This window comes from Kitasatospora sp. NPDC023176 (assembly GCF_055560495.1).
The window spans coordinates 24,869-42,237 of sequence record NZ_JBVHIP010000017.1; the positions used below are offsets into that span (position 1 = coordinate 24,869).

Sequence of the window (17,369 nt, forward strand, 5' to 3'; positions counted from 1 at the left end):
CGGTGAAACAGGTTGTGCAGAACTACAAGAGCGGCGAACTGTCGGTGCTCGACGTACCGGTGCCGGCGTGCAAGCCGGGCGGGGTGCTGGTCCGCACCGCCTTCTCGCTGATCTCCACCGGGACGGAGCTGATGAAGGTCTCCGAGGCCGGCATGTCGATGCTGGGCAAGGCCCGCTCCCGGCCGGACCAGGTGGCCAAGGTGATGCAGAGCGTCGCCGTCAACGGAGTGCCCGCCACCTACCGCAAGGTGATGGGCAAGCTGGACTCCTACACGCCGCTGGGCTACTCGCTGTGCGGGGTGGTCGAACAGGTCGGCGCCGGGGTCGACGACGTGAAGGCCGGCGACCTGGTGGCCTGCGCGGGCAACGAGCACGCGCTGCACGCCGAGCTGAACTGGGTGCCCAGGAACCTCTACACCCCGGTGCCGGACGGCCTCGTCCCGCGGCACGCCGCCTTCGGCACCGTCGGGTCGATCGCTCTGCAGGGCGTGCGCCAGGGCGAGCCGCAGCTCGGCGAGGTGGCGCTGGTGATCGGCCTCGGGCTGATCGGGCAGTTGGTGGCGCAGCTGCTCACCGCCGCGGGGGTGCGGGTGGTCGGGGCCGACCCCGACCCGGTGCGCTGCGCACTCGCCGAGCGGCTGGGCGCGGTGGCCTGCGGCGACCCCGGGTCCGCGGCCGTGGAGACCGCCGTCGCCGAGCTGACCGACGGTCACGGCGTGGACCAGGTGTACCTGGCCGCCGGCGGCGGCAGCAACCAGCCCGTCGAACTGGCCGCCCGGTTGAGCCGGGACCGCGGCCGGGTGATCGACATCGGCAAGTGCCGGCTGGACCTGCCGTGGAACGCGTACTACGAGAAGGAGCTGGACGTCCGGTTCTCCCGCTCGTACGGCCCCGGGCGCTACGACCCGGCGTACGAGCTGGAGGGGCGGGACTACCCGATCGGGTACGTGCGCTGGACCGAGCGCCGCAACCTGGCCTGCTTCCTCGACCTCGCCGCCCGCGGCCGGGTCGACGTGGAGCCGCTGATCTCCCACCTCGCCGACTTCGACGACGCCGTGGAGACCTACCGGCGCCTGAAGGACGGCGAGTTGAAGGCCGTGGCGGTGCTGTTCCGGTACGCCGGGGCCACGGCCGAGCAGCAGGCGCCGGCCCCGGTGGTGGCGGTGCCCGCGGTGCCCCGCCCCACCAGGACCGCCGCCCGGCCCTCCGGGTCGCCGGTGCGGCTGGCCTTCGTCGGCGCCGGGAACTACGCGACGTCGATGCTGCTGCCGCACCTGGCCCGGCGCGAGGGCGTCGCGCTGTCCGCCGTCGTCACCACGACGGCGCTGTCCGCCGCCAACGCCCAGCGCACGTTCGGCTTCGCCCGGTCCACCACCGACCTCGACGCCGTCCTCGGGGACGACGCCGTCGACGCGGTGTTCGTGGTCACCCGGCACAGTTCGCACGCCGAACTGACCAGGCGGGCCCTGCTGGCCGGCAAGGCGGTGTTCGTGGAGAAGCCGCTGGCCCTCACCGAGGAGGAACTGGCCGGGGTGCTCGCGGCGGTGGCGGAGTCCGGCAACGACCGCCTCCAGGTGGGCTTCAACCGCCGCTTCGCGCCGCTGCTGCGGGAGGCCAGGAGCCGCTTCGGCGTCCGGACCGGCCCGGCCAGCCTGCGCTACCTGGTCAACGCGGGCCGGCTGCAGCACGGCAGCTGGTACCTCCGGCAGGGCACCGAGGGCTCGCGGTTCGCCGGCGAGGGCGGGCACTTCATCGACACCGCGAGCTGGCTGCTGGACGCCGACCCGGTCTCGGTCTACGCCGTCGCCCCGGCCGGCAACGACGACCTCCAGATCGTGCTGCGCTACCCGGACGGCTCCACCGCCACCCTCAGCTACGTCACCACCGGCGCGCCCGGCTTCCCCAAGGAGACGCTGGACCTGGTCGCGGACGGCAAGGTGCTGAAGCTGGACGACTTCGTCCGCGCCTCGGTGTACTTCGACAGCACGGCCGGCCGCAAGCGGTGGGTCAGCTCCCGGCTGCCCACGGCCCGGGACAAGGGCCAGTCCGCCGAACTGGCGGCGTTCGTCAGGGCGGTGCGGACCGGCGGGCCGATGCCGGTGCCGCTGGAGTCGCTGGCGGCCACCACGGCGGCCACCCTCGCCGTCCAGGCCGGCCTGGCGGGCGGCGCGCCGGTGACGCTGGCGGGGACGCGATGACCATGAGCGCGGGCTGGTACCTGCGGCGGCTGTCCCGGATGGGGCCGCGGGAGGTCGGCGGCCGGGTCGGCGACGCGGTGCGCCGGCGGCGATGGCGCACCGCGCCGGCGCCCGGACCGGCCCTGACCGGCGCCCGGTTCACCGCCGTGCTGCCCGCCGAGGCGCTCGCCGCCGTCCCGGCGGAGGCCGTGAAACGCCTCACCGCCGAGGCGGACCGGCTGATGGACGGGCACGCCGAGTTCTTCGGAGTGCGCCGCGACGACCTGGCCGCCCCGGACTGGTGGTACGACCCGAAGACCGGGCGCCGGGCCCCCGCCGGCTACGCCTTCGACCTGCCGTACCGGGACGAGGGGGCCGTCGGGGACATCAAGCAGATCTGGGAGCCGTCCCGGCACCAGTACCTGACCGTGCTCGCCGCCGGCTACGCCGTCACCCGCAACGAGCGCTACGCCGAGCGGGTCGCCGAGCACCTGCGGTCCTGGTGGGCGGCCAACCCGCCGCTGCGCGGGGTGCACTGGATCAGCGGCATCGAGCTGGGCGTCCGGCTGCTCTCCTGGGTGTGGATCCGCCGGCTGCTCGACGGCTGGCCGGGCACGCCCGCGCTGTTCGAGTCCAACCCGGTGGCGCAGGACCAGATCCGGCACCACCAGCGCTGGCTGGCCGCCTTCCCCAGCCGGGGCTCCTCCGCCAACAACCACGTGATCGCCGAGGCCGCCGGGCAGTTCGCCGCGGCCTGCGCCTTCGACTGGTTCCCCGCCTCGGCGCGCTGGCGCTCCGACGCGCTGCGCTCGCTGGAGCGGCACCTGCGCGGCAACACCTTCCCCTCCGGCCTCAACCGCGAACTGGCCACCGAGTACCACGGACTCGTCCTGGAACTCGGCCTGGCCGCGCTGGCCGAGGCGGACGCCGCAGCCGTGCCCGTCCCCAGCACCGTCCGGCTGGTGCTGCTGCGGATGACCGACGCGCTCGCGGCCGTGGTGGACGACCGGCTGCGCCCGCCGCGCCAGGGGGACGCGGACGACGGCCACGGCCTGGTCCTGGACGGCGCGGGCACCGACCGCTGGGCCTCGCTGCTGGCCACCGGGGGCGCCGTGTTCGGCCGGCTCGACTGGTGGCCCGCGGTGCCCGCAGCCGACGCGCGCACCCCGCTGCTGGCCGCGCTCATCCGGCCGTACGGGAAGGACGGCAGGGTGACCCGCCCGGCCCGCCGGGCGGCCCACTTCGCCGACGCGGGCCTGACCGTGCTGCGCGGCCCCGGGGAGATCTGGTGCCGCTGCGACGGCGGCCCGCACGGCTTCCTGTCCATCGCCGCGCACGCCCACGCGGACGCGCTGTCCGTGGAGGTCCGGCACGACGGCGTCGACGTGCTCGCCGACCCGGGGACGTACTGCTACCACGGGCAGCCCGAGTGGCGGCGCCACTTCCGCTCGACCCTCGGCCACAACACCCTGGAGCTGGATGGCGCCGACCAGTCCGTCTCCGGAGGCCCGTTCCTGTGGACGCGGCACGCCCGCAGCCGCGTCCTGGTCGCCGGCACCTCGGACGAGGGGGTGGCCCGCTGGTGCGCCGAGCACGACGGCTACCGGCCCGCAGTGCACCGCCGCCGGGTCGAACTGGACGCCGCCGAGCGGGAGTTGCGGGTGGTCGACGAGGTGCGCGGCCCGCGCCGGGCAGCCGCGCGGCTGGCCTTCCACCTCGGCCCGGCGATCACCGCGGAGCTGACCGGCAACCGGGCCGCGCTGACCTGGACCAGGGACGGCGAGGAGCGCTCCGCGGTGCTCGACCTGCCCGGCGGGCTGACCTGGCGGGCCCACCGGGGCGAGAGCGAACCGCCGCTGGGCTGGTACTCGGCCGGCTTCGGCCGCAAGGAGCCCGCCACCACGCTGGTCGGCACCGGCTTCACCGACGGCGCGCAGGGGTTCACCACCGTGCTCAGGTTCCGGGGCTAGGGGGCGGAGGTGGGGATCACGAGGCGGCACCTGGGGGCGGCGGCGTCGCTGGCCCTGCTGCTGGCGACCGGCTGCACCAGCGGCTCGGACGCCCCGCCGCAGCCGACCAGCGGGCCGCCCGGGCCCGTCGCCGTGGCCCGGGTGTGCGCGACCCCGACGGCGGGGCCGGCGGCGGCGCCCGCGGGCGCGGTGACGGTCGACCCGGCGGTGGTCGGCGACCTGGCCGCGAAGACCAGGAACAGCCCCCCGAACACCACGTTCTGGCTCGAACCGGGAACGCACCGGCTCGCAGCGGACCGCTACGCCCAGGTCGTCCCCAAGGAGGGGGACAGCTACCTCGGCGCGCCCGGCGCCGTGCTCGACGGCGGGAAGACCAACCAGTACGCCTTCGGCGGCGGCGCCGGCCAGGTCACCATCCGCTACCTGACCGTGCAGGGCTTCGTCGCGCCGCAGAACGAGGGCGTGGTCAACCACGACTCGGCCGACGGCTGGGTGGTCGAGCACACGACGATCCAGGACAACTCCGGCGCCGGGCTGATGGCCGGCGCCCACCAGCGGGTCCGGGCCAGCTGTCTGCGCGGCAACGGGCAGTACGGCCTGAACGCCTACAAGACCGGCGCCCCGATCACCGACCTGCTGCTCGAGGGCAACGAGATCACCGGCAACGACACCGACCAGTGGGAGCAGAAGCAGCCGGGCTGCGGCTGCACCGGCGGCGTCAAGTTCTGGGCCGTCAACGGCGCCGACGTGCGCGGCAACTGGGTGCACGACAACCGGGGCACCGGGCTGTGGGCGGACACCGACAACAACGACTTCCGCATCGAGGGCAACGTCCTGGAGGCCAACGACGGCGCCGCGCTGATCTACGAGACCAGCTACAACGCCGTCATCGCCGGCAACACGATCCGGCGCAACGACTGGGTCGAGGGCCGCCGGGCCGCCGACCGCGGCGACGACTTCCCCTACCCGACCGTCTACCTGTCCGAGTCCGGCGGCGAACCGCGGATCCCGGCCCGCACCGACAGGATCGAGATCGACCGCAACCTGCTGGAGGACAACTGGTCCGGGATCACCCTGTGGGAGAACGCCGACCGGTTCTGCAACAGCCCGGCCAACACCTCCTCCGGCGACTGCACCCTGCTGGTGAAGGACACCGCCCGCTGCGCCCAGCCGGCGATCGCCACCGCACCGCTCCTCGCCGACTGCCGCTGGAAGACCCAGCGGGTGGACATCCACGACAACCGCTTCACCATGGACCCGTCCGTCGTCGGCTGCACGGTGAACTGCGGCCGGATGGCCGTGCTGTCCAACTACGGCACCTTCCCGGACTGGTCCCCGTACAAGGGCGAACCGGTGGCCGACGCGATCACCGGCAAACAGCAGAACCGCTGGCACGACAACACCTACGTCGGGCCGTGGAGCTTCGTCGCCCACGACCCCAGCCGCACCCTCGACTTCGGACAGTGGCAGGCCGCGCCCTACCAGCAGGACACGGGCAGCACCCTGCGGCCGGGGGGCGGTGGCTGACATGGACCAGGACCTGACCGCGCACGTCCGGCCGGCCGGCGCCCCGAAGACCGTCGGCCTGGTCTGGAGCCTGCTGATCCTCAACACCCTCGGCTCCGCCGGGGCGCAGACCGTGATCCCGCTGCCCCGCTCGCTGATCCAGATGGTCACCATGGGCGCGCTGGTCTCCGCCTTCGCGCTGGCGCTCCTCGTCAACCTCCGGCTGCGCGTGCGGCCCAGCGCCTACCTGCTGCTGCTCACCCTGCTGCTGGTGCTGAGCGTGATCTCCAGCGCCCACCTGGAGTCCGGGGCGGGCGCGCTGTTCCGCTGCTTCCGACTGGCCCTGTTCGTCGGCACGCTGTGGCTGCTCAGCCGCTGGTGGGACGGCGGCGAGGGGTTCGTCCGGCAGCACATCCGGATGTACTTCGCGGTGCTCGTCTCGGTGGCGGCCGGCCTGGTCATCTCACCGGGCGCGGCCTTCCCCGACGTCTACGGCGGCCGGCTGGTCGGCGCGCTGTGGCCGCTCACCCCGCCGCAGATCGGCCAGTACGCCGCAGTGATCATCGGGCTCACCGTGCTGCTCCTGCTGAGCCGCCGGACCACCGGGGCGAGTGCGGCCGCGGTCATCGTGCCCTCGCTGGTGCTGCTCGCGCTGACCCACACCCGCACCGCCACCCTCGGCCTGATCATCGGACTGGCGCTGGCGATCGGCTCGCTCCTGCTGACCAGCGCCGCCGCCCGCCGGTTCTTCAGCTGGGCCGTCCTGGGCGCCACCGTGGCCGCGGTGGGCCTGAGTTCGCTGCTCCAGGCCTGGTTCCTGCGCGGACAGAGCCAGGAGAACTTCTCCAACCTCACCGGCCGGGCCAAGGTCTGGGACGCCCTGCTGGCGGCGCCCCGGACGACCGTGGAGCAACTGTTCGGCCAGGGCCTGGGCGACAAGTCCTTCGGCGGGCTGCCGATCGACAACAGCTGGCTGGCCGTCTACAACGAACAGGGCCTGGCCGGCGTCGCCCTGGTGGCGGCGATGATCCTGGTGCTGGGTGGCGTCGCGCTGCTGCGGCCGCCGTCGCCGACGCGGGCCGGCGCGATCTTCCTGATCAGCTACTGCGCGATCGCCTCCTACACCGAGGCCGGGCTGGGCGATGCCTCGCCGTACCTGCTGCACCTGACCGTGGCCGCCTCACTGCTGGCGGCACCCGCCACGGCCGCGCCCCTCCCGGCGCCCGCGGCCCCCGACGCACCCCGCACCCGGCCCACAGAACGGAGGTGACCTGAACGATGCACGTCCTCGTGGTGCACAACCGCTACGCCTCGGCGCAGCCGAGCGGGGAGAACAAGGTGGTCGACCAGGAGGTGGCGCTGCTGCGCGAGGCCGGCCACCGGGTCGAGCTGTTCGAGCGGCGCAGCGACTCCATCGCCGCCAAGTCCCTGCCGGGCAAGGCCGCGGTGCCGCTGCTGGTGCCGTGGAACCCGGCGGTCCGTACCGAGCTGGCCGCCCGGCTGCGCGCCGAACGGCCGGACGTGGTGCACGTCCACAACGTGTTCCCGCTGCTGTCGCCCGCGGTGCTGGCCGCCTGCGCCGACGCCGGCGTGCCGGTCGTGGCCACGCTGCACAACTACACCCAGGTCTGCCCGCCGGGCACACTGCGGCGGGACGGCCGGCCGTGCACCGAGTGCGTCGGGGTGGCGCCGCTGCCCGCCGTCCGGCACGGCTGCTACCGCGGCTCCCGGCTGGCGACGGTGCCGCTGGCGGTGAGCCTGTCGGTCAACCGGCGGCGCTGGCGGTCCGGGGTGGAGCGCTTCTTCTGCATCTCCGCGGCGCAGCGCGACGTCCTGGTGGGGGCCGGGATGCCGGCCGAGCGGCTGACGGTGAAGCACAACTTCGTGCCCGAGCCGGGCATCGGCCGGACGGGCGCGGGCAAGCACCTGCTCTACCTCGGCCGGCTCGCCGAGGCCAAGGGCGTACGGCTGCTGATGGCCGCCTGGGACCAGCTCGCCGTGCGGGGCGGGGTGGGCGTGCCGCTGGTGATCGCCGGCGCGGGGCCGCTGGAGCCGGAGGTGCGGGGCTGGGCGGCCGGGCGGGCGGACGTGCGCCACGTCGGCCTGTACGACCAGGAGCAGTGCCGTCAGGCGGTGGCCGGGGCGGTCGCCGTGGTGGCCCCCTCGACCTGGCTGGAGGCCTTCGGCCTGGTGGTGGTGGAGGCGATGGCGGCCGGGGTCCCGGCCGTGGCCGCCGGGCACGGCGCCTTCGTCGAACTCGTCGAGGACGGGGTGACCGGGCTGCTGCACCGACCGGGCGAGGCGGCCTCGCTCGCGTCCTGCCTGCGCCGGATCACGGCCGGGCCGGAGCACAACCAGGAGCTGGGGCGGGCCGCCCGGCGCCGTTACGAGCAGGGCTTCAGTCCGGCCGTCGGGCTGGAGCGCCTGGTGGAGGGGTACCGCGGCGCGATCGCGCAGCGGTCCGGCGGCGCGAACGGCGCGCCGCCGGCAGGGAACGGACACGCTGGCCCGCGGCGGGGCACCCGCGCGGGCGGGAACGGGAGCAGTCAATGACACGATGCCGACTCTGCGGCTCGACGGCGATGGGGAGCGTCGTCGACCTGGGGGCGACCCCGCCGTGCGAGAGCTTCCTCGCCGCGGACGAACTGGACCGGCCGGAGCCGGCGTACCCGCTGCACCTGCGGGTCTGCACCGACTGCTGGCTGGCGCAGATCCCGCCGCTGATCACGCCGGAGGAGACCTTCACCCAGTACGCCTACTTCTCCTCCTACTCGACCTCCTGGGTGGAGCACGCCCGCACCTTCGTCGCCGGGGCCGTCCAGCGGCTGGGCCTGGGCCCGGACGCCTTCGTGGTCGAGGTCGCCAGCAACGACGGGTACCTGCTCCGGCACGTGGTGGACCGCGGGATCCGCTGCCTGGGCATCGAACCGTCGGTGAATGTGGGCGCCGCGGCCCGCGAGGCGGGCGTGCCCACCCTCACCGCGTTCCTGGACCCGGCCACCGGCTCCGACGTCCGCGCCGGACACGGCCCGGCGGACCTGGTGGTGGCCAACAACGTGTACGCCCACATCCCCGACGTGGTCGGCTTCACCCGGGGGCTGCGCGCCCTGGTGGCCGACGACGGCTGGGTCTCCATCGAGGTGCAGCACCTGCTGACCCTGATCGAGGAGAACCAGTACGACACCATCTACCACGAGCACTTCCAGTACTACACGGTCGCCTCCGCGGCCCGGGCCCTGGCCAGTGGCGGACTCACCCTGGTGGACGTCGAGCTGCTGCCCACCCACGGCGGGTCCATCCGGCTGTGGGCCCGCCCGGCCGAGGCGGCCGGCGAGCCGGGCCGGCGGGTGGCCGAGGTGCTGGACCGGGAGAAGGCCGCCGGGCTCCAGGAGCTGTCCGGGTACACCGAGTTCTCCGCCCGGGTGGCCAAGGTCCGCCGCGACCTCCTGCGCTTCCTCATCGAGGCGGCCGAGCGCGGCCAGACCGTGGTCGGCTACGGCGCCCCGGGCAAGGGCAACACCCTGCTCAACCACTGCGGCATCCGGCCCGACCTGCTCCCGTACACCGTCGACCGCAACCCGTACAAGCACGGCAGGTTCACCCCGGGCACCCGCATCCCGATCCTGCCGCCCGAGCAGATAGCCACCGACCGGCCGGACTACGTCCTGGTCCTCCCGTGGAACCTGCGGGCCGAACTGACCGAGCAGCTGTCCTTCGTGCACGAGTGGGGCGGCCGGCTCGTCTTCCCCATCCCGGAACTCAGCGTCGTCGAGGTGAAGCCGTGAAGGTCGTCCTGTTCTGCGGCGGTTACGGGCTGCGGATGCGCAGCGGAGCCTCCGACGACGCGCCCAAGCCGATGGCGATGGTCGGCCCGCGCCCGCTGATCTGGCACGTCATGCGCTACTACGCCTACTTCGGACACACCGAGTTCATCCTGTGCCTCGGCTACGGGGCCCACCACATCAAGAACTTCTTCCTCAACTACGAGGAGACCACCTCCAACGACTTCGTGCTGCGGGGCGGCAAGACCGAGCTGCTGTCCACCGACATCTCCTCCTGGACGATCACCTTCGCGCAGACCGGCATCGAGTCGCCGATCGGCGAGCGGCTGCGCCGGGTGCGCCACCACCTGGACGGCGACGAGATGTTCCTCGCCAACTACGCCGACGTGCTCACCGACGCCCCGCTGCCGGAGATGATCGACCGCTTCGCCGAGCGCGACGCCGGCGCCTCGATGATGGTCGTCCCGCCGCAGTCCTCCTTCCACTGCGTGGACCTCGGCGAGGACGGCCTGGTCGGCGGCATCACCGCGGTGAGCGAACTGCCGTTGTGGGAGAACGGCGGCTACTTCGTGCTCCGCCAGGAGGTCTTCGACCACATCCCGGAGAACGGGGACCTGGTCGCCGACGGATGCACCCAACTCGCCAAGCGCGGCCGTCTGGTGGCCCACCAGCACCGCGGCTTCTGGAAGCCGACCGACACCGTGAAGGAACGGGCCGCGCTGGACGCCGCCTACGCCCAGGGCGACCGCCCGTGGGCCGTGTGGGAGCGGGCCGGGGCCGAGGCCGGGGTGAGGACCTCGTGATCCGGCTCGGGCCCGGGCCGCTGGAGCGGATCGTCGCCGTCGGCGCGCACTGCGACGACATCGCCATCGGCGCCGGCGCCACCCTGCTGACGATGTGCCGGGCGCGGCCGGGCCTGCGGGTCGACGCCCTGGTGCTCTCCGGCGGCGGAGGCGAGCGCGAGCAGGAGGAGCGGGCCGCCCTCGCCGCCTTCTGCCCCGGCGCCGACCTGCGGCTGACCGTCCTCAAACTGCCCGACGGCCGGCTGCCCGCCCACTGGGACGAGGCCAAGGCCGCCGTCGAGGACCTGCGCGGGCGGTGCGAACCGGACCTCCTGCTGGCACCGCGCACCGAGGACGCCCACCAGGACCACCGCGGCCTGGCGCGACTGGTCACCACCGCCTTCCGCGACCACCTGGTGCTCGGCTACGAGATCGTCAAGTGGGACGGCGACCTCGGCCGTCCGACGGCGTACCAGCCGCTGTCCCCGGAGACCGCCGAACAGAAGGTCCGGCTGCTGCAGGAGCACTACCCCTCGCAGCGGCACCGGCCCTGGTACGACCGGGAGGCCTTCCTCGGGCTGGCCCGGATCCGCGGCATCGAGTGTCACGCGCGCTACGCCGAGGCCTTCGACGTCACCAAAGCCACTCTCAACCTGGGGGGTTGAACCATGCGCGTACTGCTGACCGGACACCAGGGCTACCTGGGCACCGTGATGGCTCCCGTCCTCGCCGCCGCCGGACACGAGGTCGTCGGCCTGGACGCCGGGCTGTTCGCAAACTGCGTCCTCGGCCCGGTCCCCGCCGACCCGCCGGGCCGGCGGGTGGACCTGCGCGACGTCACCGCCGAGCACGTGGCCGGCGTGGACGCGGTGATCCACCTGGCCGCCCTCTCCAACGACCCGCTCGGCTCGCTGGCGCCGGACCTCACCTACGACATCAACCACCACGCCTCCGTGCGGCTGGCCGCACTGGCCCGCGACGCCGGGGTGCGGCGCTTCCTGTACGCGTCGACCTGCTCCGTCTACGGCGCCGCCGGCGGCGACGAACTGGTCACCGAGGACGCCCCGCTGCGCCCGGTGACGCCGTACGCGGAGTCCAAGGTGCGGGTGGAGGACGACCTCCACGCGCTGGCCGACGGCGACTTCAGCCCGGTGTACCTGCGCAACGCCACCGCCTTCGGCTACTCGCCCCGGCTGCGCGCCGACATCGTGCTGAACAACCTGGTGGGCCACGCGCTGCTCTCCGGCGAGGTGCTGGTGCTCTCCGACGGCACCCCGTGGCGCCCGCTGGTGCACGCCGCCGACATCGCGCGGGCCTTCACGGCCGCGCTGGACGCGCCCCGGGAGGCGGTGCACGACCGGGCCTTCAACATCGGCAGCGAGGTCAACAACGTCACGGTCGCCGAGATCGCCGAGCAGGTCGCCGAGGCGGTGGCCGGCGCCCAGGTGGTGATCACCGGGGAGAACGGCGCCGACCCGCGCTCCTACCGGGTGGACTTCTCCCGGTTCCGGGCCGCGCTGCCCGGCTTCGACTGCGAGTGGACGGTGAAGCGGGGCGCGCTCGAACTCGCCGACGCCTACCGGAGGTTCGGGCTCACCCGGGAGGGCTTCGAGCGGCGCTTCACCCGGCTGGCGGTGCTGCGCGAGGCCTCCGAGGCCGGCGCCGTCGACGACACCCTGCGGTGGCGCCGATGACCACGGCGGGGGAGGAGATGACCACGGCGGGCGAGGAGATGCACGCCCTGGTGGAGCGGCTCTACCCGCTCTGCCGGAGCATCACCGGCGACGGCGTGCGCGCCACCCTGGAGATCATCGGCGAGTACCTGCCGCTGCGGGTGCACGAGGTGCCGACCGGGACACAGGTGCTCGACTGGACGGTGCCCCAGGAGTGGAACATCCGGGACGCCTACATCGCCGACGGCACGGGCAGGCGGGTCGTCGACTTCGCCGCGTCCAGCCTGCACGTGCTCGGCTACAGCGTGCCGGTGGCGGCGACCATGCCGCTGGCCGAACTGCGCGAGCACCTCCACACCCTGCCGGAGCACCCGAGCTGGGTGCCGTACCGCACCAGCTACTACACGCCCACCTGGGGGTTCTGCCTCGCCCAGGAGACCCTGGACGGCCTGCCGGACGGCGAGTACGAGGTGCGGATCGACTCCACCCTCGCCGACGGCCACCTCAGCTACGCCGAGCACGTCGTCCCCGGGCAGGTCGCCGACGAGGTGATCGTCTCCTGCCACGTCTGCCACCCGTCGCTGGCCAACGACAACCTGGCCGGCATCGCGGTCGCGACCTTCCTGGCACGGGAGTTGGCGCAGCGCACGCCGTACTACACCTACCGGTTCCTGTTCGCCCCCGGCACCATCGGGGCGATCACCTGGCTGGCCCGCAACGCCGAACGGGTGGACCGGGTCAAGCACGGCCTGGTGCTGGCCTGCGCGGGCGACCGGGGCGACCTGACGTACAAGCAGAGCCGGCGCGGCGACGCGGAGATCGACCGGGTGCTGCGGCACGTCCTGTCCAGCTCCGAACGCCCGCACCGCGTCACCGAGTTCACCCCGTACGGCTACGACGAGCGGCAGTTCTGCTCGCCCGGGTTCGACCTCGGCGTCGGCTCGCTCAGCCGCACCCCGTACGCCGGGTACCCCGAGTACCACACCTCGGCGGACAACCCGGCCTTCGTCACAGCGGAGGCGATGGCGGACACCCTCGCCGTCTGCCGCGAGGCCTTCGCCGTGCTCGACCGCAACCGGCGCTACCTCAACCTCAGCCCGTACGGCGAACCGCAGTTGGGCCGGCGCGGACTGTACGAATCACTCGGCGGGCGCAGCGACGCCAAGCAGGCACAGCTGGCGATGCTCTGGGTGCTCAGCCTCTCCGACGGTGAGCACAGCCTGCTGGACGTCGCCGAGCGCTCCGGGCTGCCCTTCGACACCGTCGCCGTCGCGGCCGACGCCCTCCAGGGCGCCGGGCTGATCAAGGCGTGACGCCGATGACCACCGAGGAGGCGCGGACGAGGACGGCGGACCCGCCCGAAGCGGCCCGGCGGGCCGCCGAGCGGGGCGTCCTCGGCCGGCTGTCCTGGGGGCTGGCCGACCAGGCGGCCTCCAGCATGACCAACTTCGCGGTGGGCGTCTACGTCGCCCGCGAGTTGGGGGTGACGGCCTTCGGCGTGTTCAGCCTGGCCTGGCTGACCTACGGCGTGGTGCTCAACGTCGCCCGCGGGCTGGCCACCGACCCGCTGGTGGTGCGCTTCAGCGGTGTGCCGGAGGCGCCCTGGCGCGCGGCGGCGGCCCGGGCGTCCGGCGCCGCGCTCGCCGTCGGCACCGTCCTCGGCGCGGTGTGCCTGCTGGTGGGGCTCGGCCTCGGCGGCCGGGTCGGGTCGGCCTTCGCCTGCCTCGGAGTGGTGCTGCCCGCGCTGCTGCTCCAGGACGCCTGGCGGTTCGCCTTCTTCGCCGCCGGCACCGGGCGCAAGGCCTTCGCCAACGACCTCGCCCAGGCCGTCGCGCTCGTCCCGGCCATGCTGGTGGCGGCCCGGGTCGGCAGCGTGGCCGCCTTCCTGCTGGCCTGGGGCGCCTCCGCCGCGGTGGCCGCCGGCTACGGCTGCCTCCAGTCGGGCCTGCGGCCCCGGGTGGCGCAGGCCCGCGGCTGGCTGCGCGAACAGCGCGACCTCGGCAGCCGGTACCTGGTCGAGAACGTCAGCCTCAGCGGCGCGAGCCAGCTGCGGGCGTACGGGCTCGGCGCGATCGTCGGGGTCGGCGCGGTGGGCGCCGTCCGGGGCGCCGAACTGCTGCTCGGCCCGTTCCTCGCCCTGCTGATGGGGCTGTCGCTGGTCACCGTCGCGGAGGCGGCCCGGGTGCTGCGGCGGGCACCGCGGCGGCTCGGCCGGTTCTGCCTCCACCTGGGCGGCGGACAGGCCGTCGCCGCACTGCTGTGGGGCGCGGCGCTGCTGCTGATGCCCGACCGGGCCGGCGAACTCGTCCTCGGCGACGTCTGGCACTCCGCCTCCCCGCTCATCGTGCCGGCCACCCTCGGCGTCGCGGGCGCCGGCCTCGGCAGCGGCGCGGCCGCCGGACTGCGGGCGCTCGCCGCCGCCCGGCGCAGCCTGCGCTGCCAGCTGTTCGCCTCCGCCTGCTACCTGGCCGGCGGACTCGGCGGGGCGGCCGCGGCCGGCACGGTCGGCTCGGCCTGGGGCGTCGCCGCGGCGACCGCCTGCGGCTCGGCCGTCTGGTGGCTGCAACTGCGCGCCGCCCTGCGCGAACGCCACCGCGACCCCGTCCCCGTTCCCGAAGTCCCTGGGGCCCCCGAAGTCCCCGAAGTCCCTGAAGTGAGGAAGCCATGACCGCCCCACCCCGGTTGAGCATCGGTCTGCCGGTCTACAACGGCGAGGAGTACCTCGCCGAGTCGCTCGACGCCCTGCTCGGCCAGACCTACGAGGACTTCGAGCTGGTCATCTCCGACAACGCCTCGACCGACGCGACCCAGTCCATCTGCCGCGAGTACGCAGCGAAGGACTCCCGCATCCGCTACCTGCGACTGCCCCGGAACATCGGCGCCGCGCCCAACCACAACCACGTGTTCACCCAGTGCCGGGGCGAGCTGTTCAAGTGGGCCTCGCACGACGACCTGTACGCCCGGGACTTGCTGCTGCGCTGCGTGGAGGCGCTGGACGAGCGGCCCGAGATCATCCTCGCCCACTCCGGCCAGGCGGTCATCGACGAGCACAGCCGGGTGAAGGTGCCCTACGCGTACGGGCTCGCCACCGACTCGCCGCACGCCCCGGAACGCTTCCGCAGCCTGCTCTTCGAGCCCGGCGGCGACGACTTCTACGGGGTGATGCGCGCCGACGTGCTGCGCCGGGTCAAGCCGCACGACAGCTACCACCACGCGGACCGCACCTTCGTCGCCGAGATCACCCTGCACGGGCCCTTCCACCAGGTGCCGGAGCTGCTCTACTTCCGCCGCGACCACCCCACCCGCGCCGAGCGGGCGAACCCCTCCAAGCGCTCCCGCTGCGTCAACCTGGACCCGCGCCGGGCCGGCCCGCTGCACCCGACGCCCCGGCTGCTCGCCGAGTACGTCTGGGGCTTCGCGTCGGCGATCCGGCGGGCCCCGCTCTCCCCCGACGACCGGCGCGCCTGCTACCGCCACCTGGCCGCCTGGATGACCAGCCGGCTGAGGCCGGGCGCCGGCGAGCGGGTCGAGGACCGTGCCCCGGTCGAGCCGGGCCGGCTCACCGTCTCCGTGGACGCCCTGGTGGCCGGACGCGAGGGGCGGCGGGCATGACGTTCCCGGACCGGGCCGCGGACCGGTCCGCGGGTCACGTCCCGGGCCGAGCCGTGGACCGAGTCCCGCTGCGGGTCGGCGTGTTCGGGCTGCTCGGCTCCGGCAACCTCGGCAACGACGGCTCGCTGGAGGCCGTCCTCGGCTACCTCCGCACCGAGCACCCCGAGGCGCACGTGGACGCGCTGTGCGGCGGACCGGAGGCCGTCACCGCCCGGTACCGGATCCCCGCGACCCGGCTGCACTGGTACCGGGGGGAGTACCGCACCGCCTCGCGGGCCGGCGCGATCGCGGGCAAGGGCCTGGGCAAACTCGTCGACGCCGTCCGCACCGCCGCCTGGGTGCGCCGGCACGACGTGGTGATCGTGCCCGGCATGGGCGTCCTGGAGGCCACCCTGCCGCTGCGGCCGTGGGGCTTCCCGTACGCGCTGTTCCTGCTCTGCGCCTCCGGCCGGCTGTTCGGCACCCGGGTGGCGCTGGTCGGCGTCGGCGCCGCCCCGATCCGCGACCGGGCCACCCGGGCCCTGGTGCGCTGGTCGGCGCGGCTGGCCGCGTACCGCTCGTACCGGGACGCGCTGTCCCGCGAGGCGATCCGGGGGATGGGCGTGGACACCGCGCGGGACGAGGTCTACCCCGACCTCGCCTTCGCCCTGCCCACGCCGCCGGTACCGGAGGACTCCGGTGCGCCGCGTCCGGTCTGCGTCGGCGTCATGGCCTTCCACGGCGGCAACGACGACCGGGCCAGGGCCGAGGAGATCCACCGGCGCTACCTGGACGGCACCATCCGCTTCGTCCGCGCGCTGGTCGCGGACGGCCGGCCGGTCCGGCTGCTCGTAGGCGACGACGTCGACCTGCCGGTGGTCGCCGCGATCCGCGAAGCGGTCGGCTCGCCGCTGGTCACCGCCGCCGAACCGGCCTCGCTGGCCGACCTGATGCGGGAGACGGCCGCCGCCGACACCGTGGTGGCGACCCGCTACCACAACCTGGTCTGCGCGCTGAAGGCCGGCACCCCGACGCTCGCCCTCAGCTACGCGGCGAAGAGCGACGCGCTGATGGACCGGATGGGGCTGGGGGAGTACTGCCACCCGGCCCGCGAGGTCGACGCCGACCGGCTGATCCAGCAGTTCCGGGCCCTGGAGCGGCGCTCGGCCGAGCTGCGGCGCACCCTCGCCGAGCGGAACCGGGCCGCCACCCGGCTCCTGGAGCGGCAGTTCGCCGCCCTGACCGCGGCCGTCCTGACGGCCGGCCACACCCGCACCGATGCCCCGGCCCGTGTCCTGAGGGAGGCGCCATGAAGGTGACCGAAGTCCCGGCGATCGCCGGCGCGTACCTGTTCGAGCCGACGCCGTACGCCGACGAACGCGGCTTCTTCTGCCGCACCTTCGACGCCGAGGTGATCCGCTCGGTGGGCCTGGACCCGAACGCCTTCGTCCAGCACAGCGTCTCCCGCTCCGTCCGGGGCGTGCTGCGCGGACTGCACCTGCGCTCCGGGGCCGGCGAGGCCAAGCTGGTGCGGTGCTCGTACGGGAGGGTCTTCGACGTCGTCGTGGACCTGCGGCCGGACTCGCCGACCCACCGCGGCCAGGCCCACTTCGAGCTGTCCGGCGAGACCCAGGCGAGCGTGTACATCCCGGCGGGCTGCGCCCACGGCTTCCAGGCGCTGACCGACACCGCCGACGTCTCCTACCGGATCGACCGCCCGCACGACCCGGCCGAGGACGTGACGATCGCCTTCGACGACCCGGAACTCGCCGTCCCATGGCCGCTGCCGGCCACCTCGATGTCCCAGCGGGACCAGGAGGCACCGAGCCTCGCCGAGGCCCTGCGCCACCGTGAGAGCTGAGGCCGACGTGAACCCCGAAGACGTGAA

Annotated in this window: 14 protein-coding genes; all 14 read left to right on the forward strand. The window is 74.2% G+C overall.

The window, feature by feature from the left end; translation table 11 throughout:
• The first annotated feature begins 2 nt into the window (after positions 1-2).
• The 14 genes from ACZ3YL_RS22865 to rfbC are packed head-to-tail and all read left to right on the forward strand — an operon-like array spanning position 3 to position 17,342.
• Entirely contained in the window at positions 3-2,198 is a 2,196-nt protein-coding gene (locus ACZ3YL_RS22865) for a bi-domain-containing oxidoreductase (protein ID WP_465659433.1), read from the forward strand.
• Positions 2,195-4,147 carry an alginate lyase family protein gene (locus ACZ3YL_RS22870; RefSeq protein ID WP_465659435.1) on the forward strand — a complete coding sequence of 651 codons (1,953 nt, stop codon included), beginning with the start codon at positions 2,195-2,197 and terminating at the stop codon, positions 4,145-4,147. Before ACZ3YL_RS22865 ends, ACZ3YL_RS22870 begins: the two co-directional genes overlap by 4 nt.
• 9 nt (positions 4,148-4,156) lie before the next feature.
• Positions 4,157-5,674 (forward strand): right-handed parallel beta-helix repeat-containing protein, encoded by a 1,518-nt coding sequence (locus ACZ3YL_RS22875; RefSeq protein ID WP_465659437.1) that lies wholly within the window; start codon positions 4,157-4,159, stop codon positions 5,672-5,674.
• A gap of 1 nt (position 5,675) precedes the next feature.
• Positions 5,676-6,923 carry an O-antigen ligase domain-containing protein gene (locus ACZ3YL_RS22880; protein ID WP_465659439.1) on the forward strand — a complete coding sequence of 416 codons (1,248 nt, stop codon included), beginning with the start codon at positions 5,676-5,678 and terminating at the stop codon, positions 6,921-6,923.
• 8 nt (positions 6,924-6,931) lie between these two features.
• Positions 6,932-8,206, forward strand: coding sequence for a glycosyltransferase (locus ACZ3YL_RS22885; RefSeq protein WP_465659441.1), 1,275 nt, complete (start codon positions 6,932-6,934; stop codon positions 8,204-8,206).
• Entirely contained in the window at positions 8,203-9,438 is a 1,236-nt protein-coding gene (locus ACZ3YL_RS22890) for a class I SAM-dependent methyltransferase (RefSeq protein WP_465659443.1), read from the forward strand. Before ACZ3YL_RS22885 ends, ACZ3YL_RS22890 begins: the two co-directional genes overlap by 4 nt.
• A complete protein-coding gene (locus tag ACZ3YL_RS22895; RefSeq protein WP_465659444.1) occupies positions 9,435-10,238 on the forward strand; it encodes a sugar phosphate nucleotidyltransferase in 804 nt (267 codons plus the stop codon). The genes ACZ3YL_RS22890 and ACZ3YL_RS22895 overlap by 4 nt, the downstream gene beginning before the upstream one ends.
• Positions 10,235-10,882 carry a PIG-L deacetylase family protein gene (locus tag ACZ3YL_RS22900; RefSeq protein ID WP_188306050.1) on the forward strand — a complete coding sequence of 216 codons (648 nt, stop codon included), beginning with the start codon at positions 10,235-10,237 and terminating at the stop codon, positions 10,880-10,882. The genes ACZ3YL_RS22895 and ACZ3YL_RS22900 overlap by 4 nt, the downstream gene beginning before the upstream one ends.
• Positions 10,883-10,885: 3 nt before the next feature.
• On the forward strand, positions 10,886-11,911 hold the full coding sequence (locus tag ACZ3YL_RS22905; RefSeq protein WP_188306049.1) for an NAD-dependent epimerase/dehydratase family protein: 1,026 nt from the start codon (positions 10,886-10,888) through the stop codon (positions 11,909-11,911).
• Positions 11,908-13,203: a DUF4910 domain-containing protein gene (locus ACZ3YL_RS22910; protein ID WP_465659447.1), complete on the forward strand. Its 1,296-nt coding sequence runs from the start codon at positions 11,908-11,910 to the stop codon at positions 13,201-13,203. The genes ACZ3YL_RS22905 and ACZ3YL_RS22910 overlap by 4 nt, the downstream gene beginning before the upstream one ends.
• Before the next feature lie 5 nt (positions 13,204-13,208).
• Positions 13,209-14,558, forward strand: coding sequence for a hypothetical protein (locus ACZ3YL_RS22915; protein WP_465659449.1), 1,350 nt, complete (start codon positions 13,209-13,211; stop codon positions 14,556-14,558).
• On the forward strand, positions 14,555-15,502 hold the full coding sequence (locus ACZ3YL_RS22920) for a glycosyltransferase family 2 protein (RefSeq protein WP_188306683.1): 948 nt from the start codon (positions 14,555-14,557) through the stop codon (positions 15,500-15,502). The genes ACZ3YL_RS22915 and ACZ3YL_RS22920 overlap by 4 nt, the downstream gene beginning before the upstream one ends.
• 53 nt (positions 15,503-15,555) lie before the next feature.
• Positions 15,556-16,794 carry a polysaccharide pyruvyl transferase family protein gene (locus ACZ3YL_RS22925; RefSeq protein ID WP_317621225.1) on the forward strand — a complete coding sequence of 413 codons (1,239 nt, stop codon included), beginning with the start codon at positions 15,556-15,558 and terminating at the stop codon, positions 16,792-16,794.
• The gene (gene rfbC, locus ACZ3YL_RS22930; RefSeq protein WP_188306681.1) at positions 16,791-17,342 is read left to right on the forward strand and encodes a dTDP-4-dehydrorhamnose 3,5-epimerase; all 552 of its coding nucleotides are present in this window, start codon (positions 16,791-16,793) and stop codon (positions 17,340-17,342) included. The genes ACZ3YL_RS22925 and rfbC overlap by 4 nt, the downstream gene beginning before the upstream one ends.
• Positions 17,343-17,369 lie beyond the last annotated feature (27 nt).

Excerpts from the sequence above, each read along its gene's own strand:
- ACZ3YL_RS22920 (WP_188306683.1), top strand. The coding sequence starts at position 14,555 with ATGACCGCCCCACCCCGGTTGAGCATCGGTCTGCCGGTCTACAACGGC.
- ACZ3YL_RS22915 (WP_465659449.1), top strand. The coding sequence starts at position 13,209 with ATGACCACCGAGGAGGCGCGGACGAGGACGGCGGACCCGCCCGAAGCG.
- rfbC (WP_188306681.1), top strand. The coding sequence starts at position 16,791 with ATGAAGGTGACCGAAGTCCCGGCGATCGCCGGCGCGTACCTGTTCGAG.
- ACZ3YL_RS22910 (WP_465659447.1), top strand. The coding sequence starts at position 11,908 with ATGACCACGGCGGGGGAGGAGATGACCACGGCGGGCGAGGAGATGCAC.
- ACZ3YL_RS22905 (WP_188306049.1), top strand. The coding sequence starts at position 10,886 with ATGCGCGTACTGCTGACCGGACACCAGGGCTACCTGGGCACCGTGATG.
- ACZ3YL_RS22870 (WP_465659435.1), top strand. The coding sequence starts at position 2,195 with ATGACCATGAGCGCGGGCTGGTACCTGCGGCGGCTGTCCCGGATGGGG.
- ACZ3YL_RS22885 (WP_465659441.1), top strand. The coding sequence starts at position 6,932 with ATGCACGTCCTCGTGGTGCACAACCGCTACGCCTCGGCGCAGCCGAGC.
- ACZ3YL_RS22880 (WP_465659439.1), top strand. The coding sequence starts at position 5,676 with ATGGACCAGGACCTGACCGCGCACGTCCGGCCGGCCGGCGCCCCGAAG.
- ACZ3YL_RS22890 (WP_465659443.1), top strand. The coding sequence starts at position 8,203 with ATGACACGATGCCGACTCTGCGGCTCGACGGCGATGGGGAGCGTCGTC.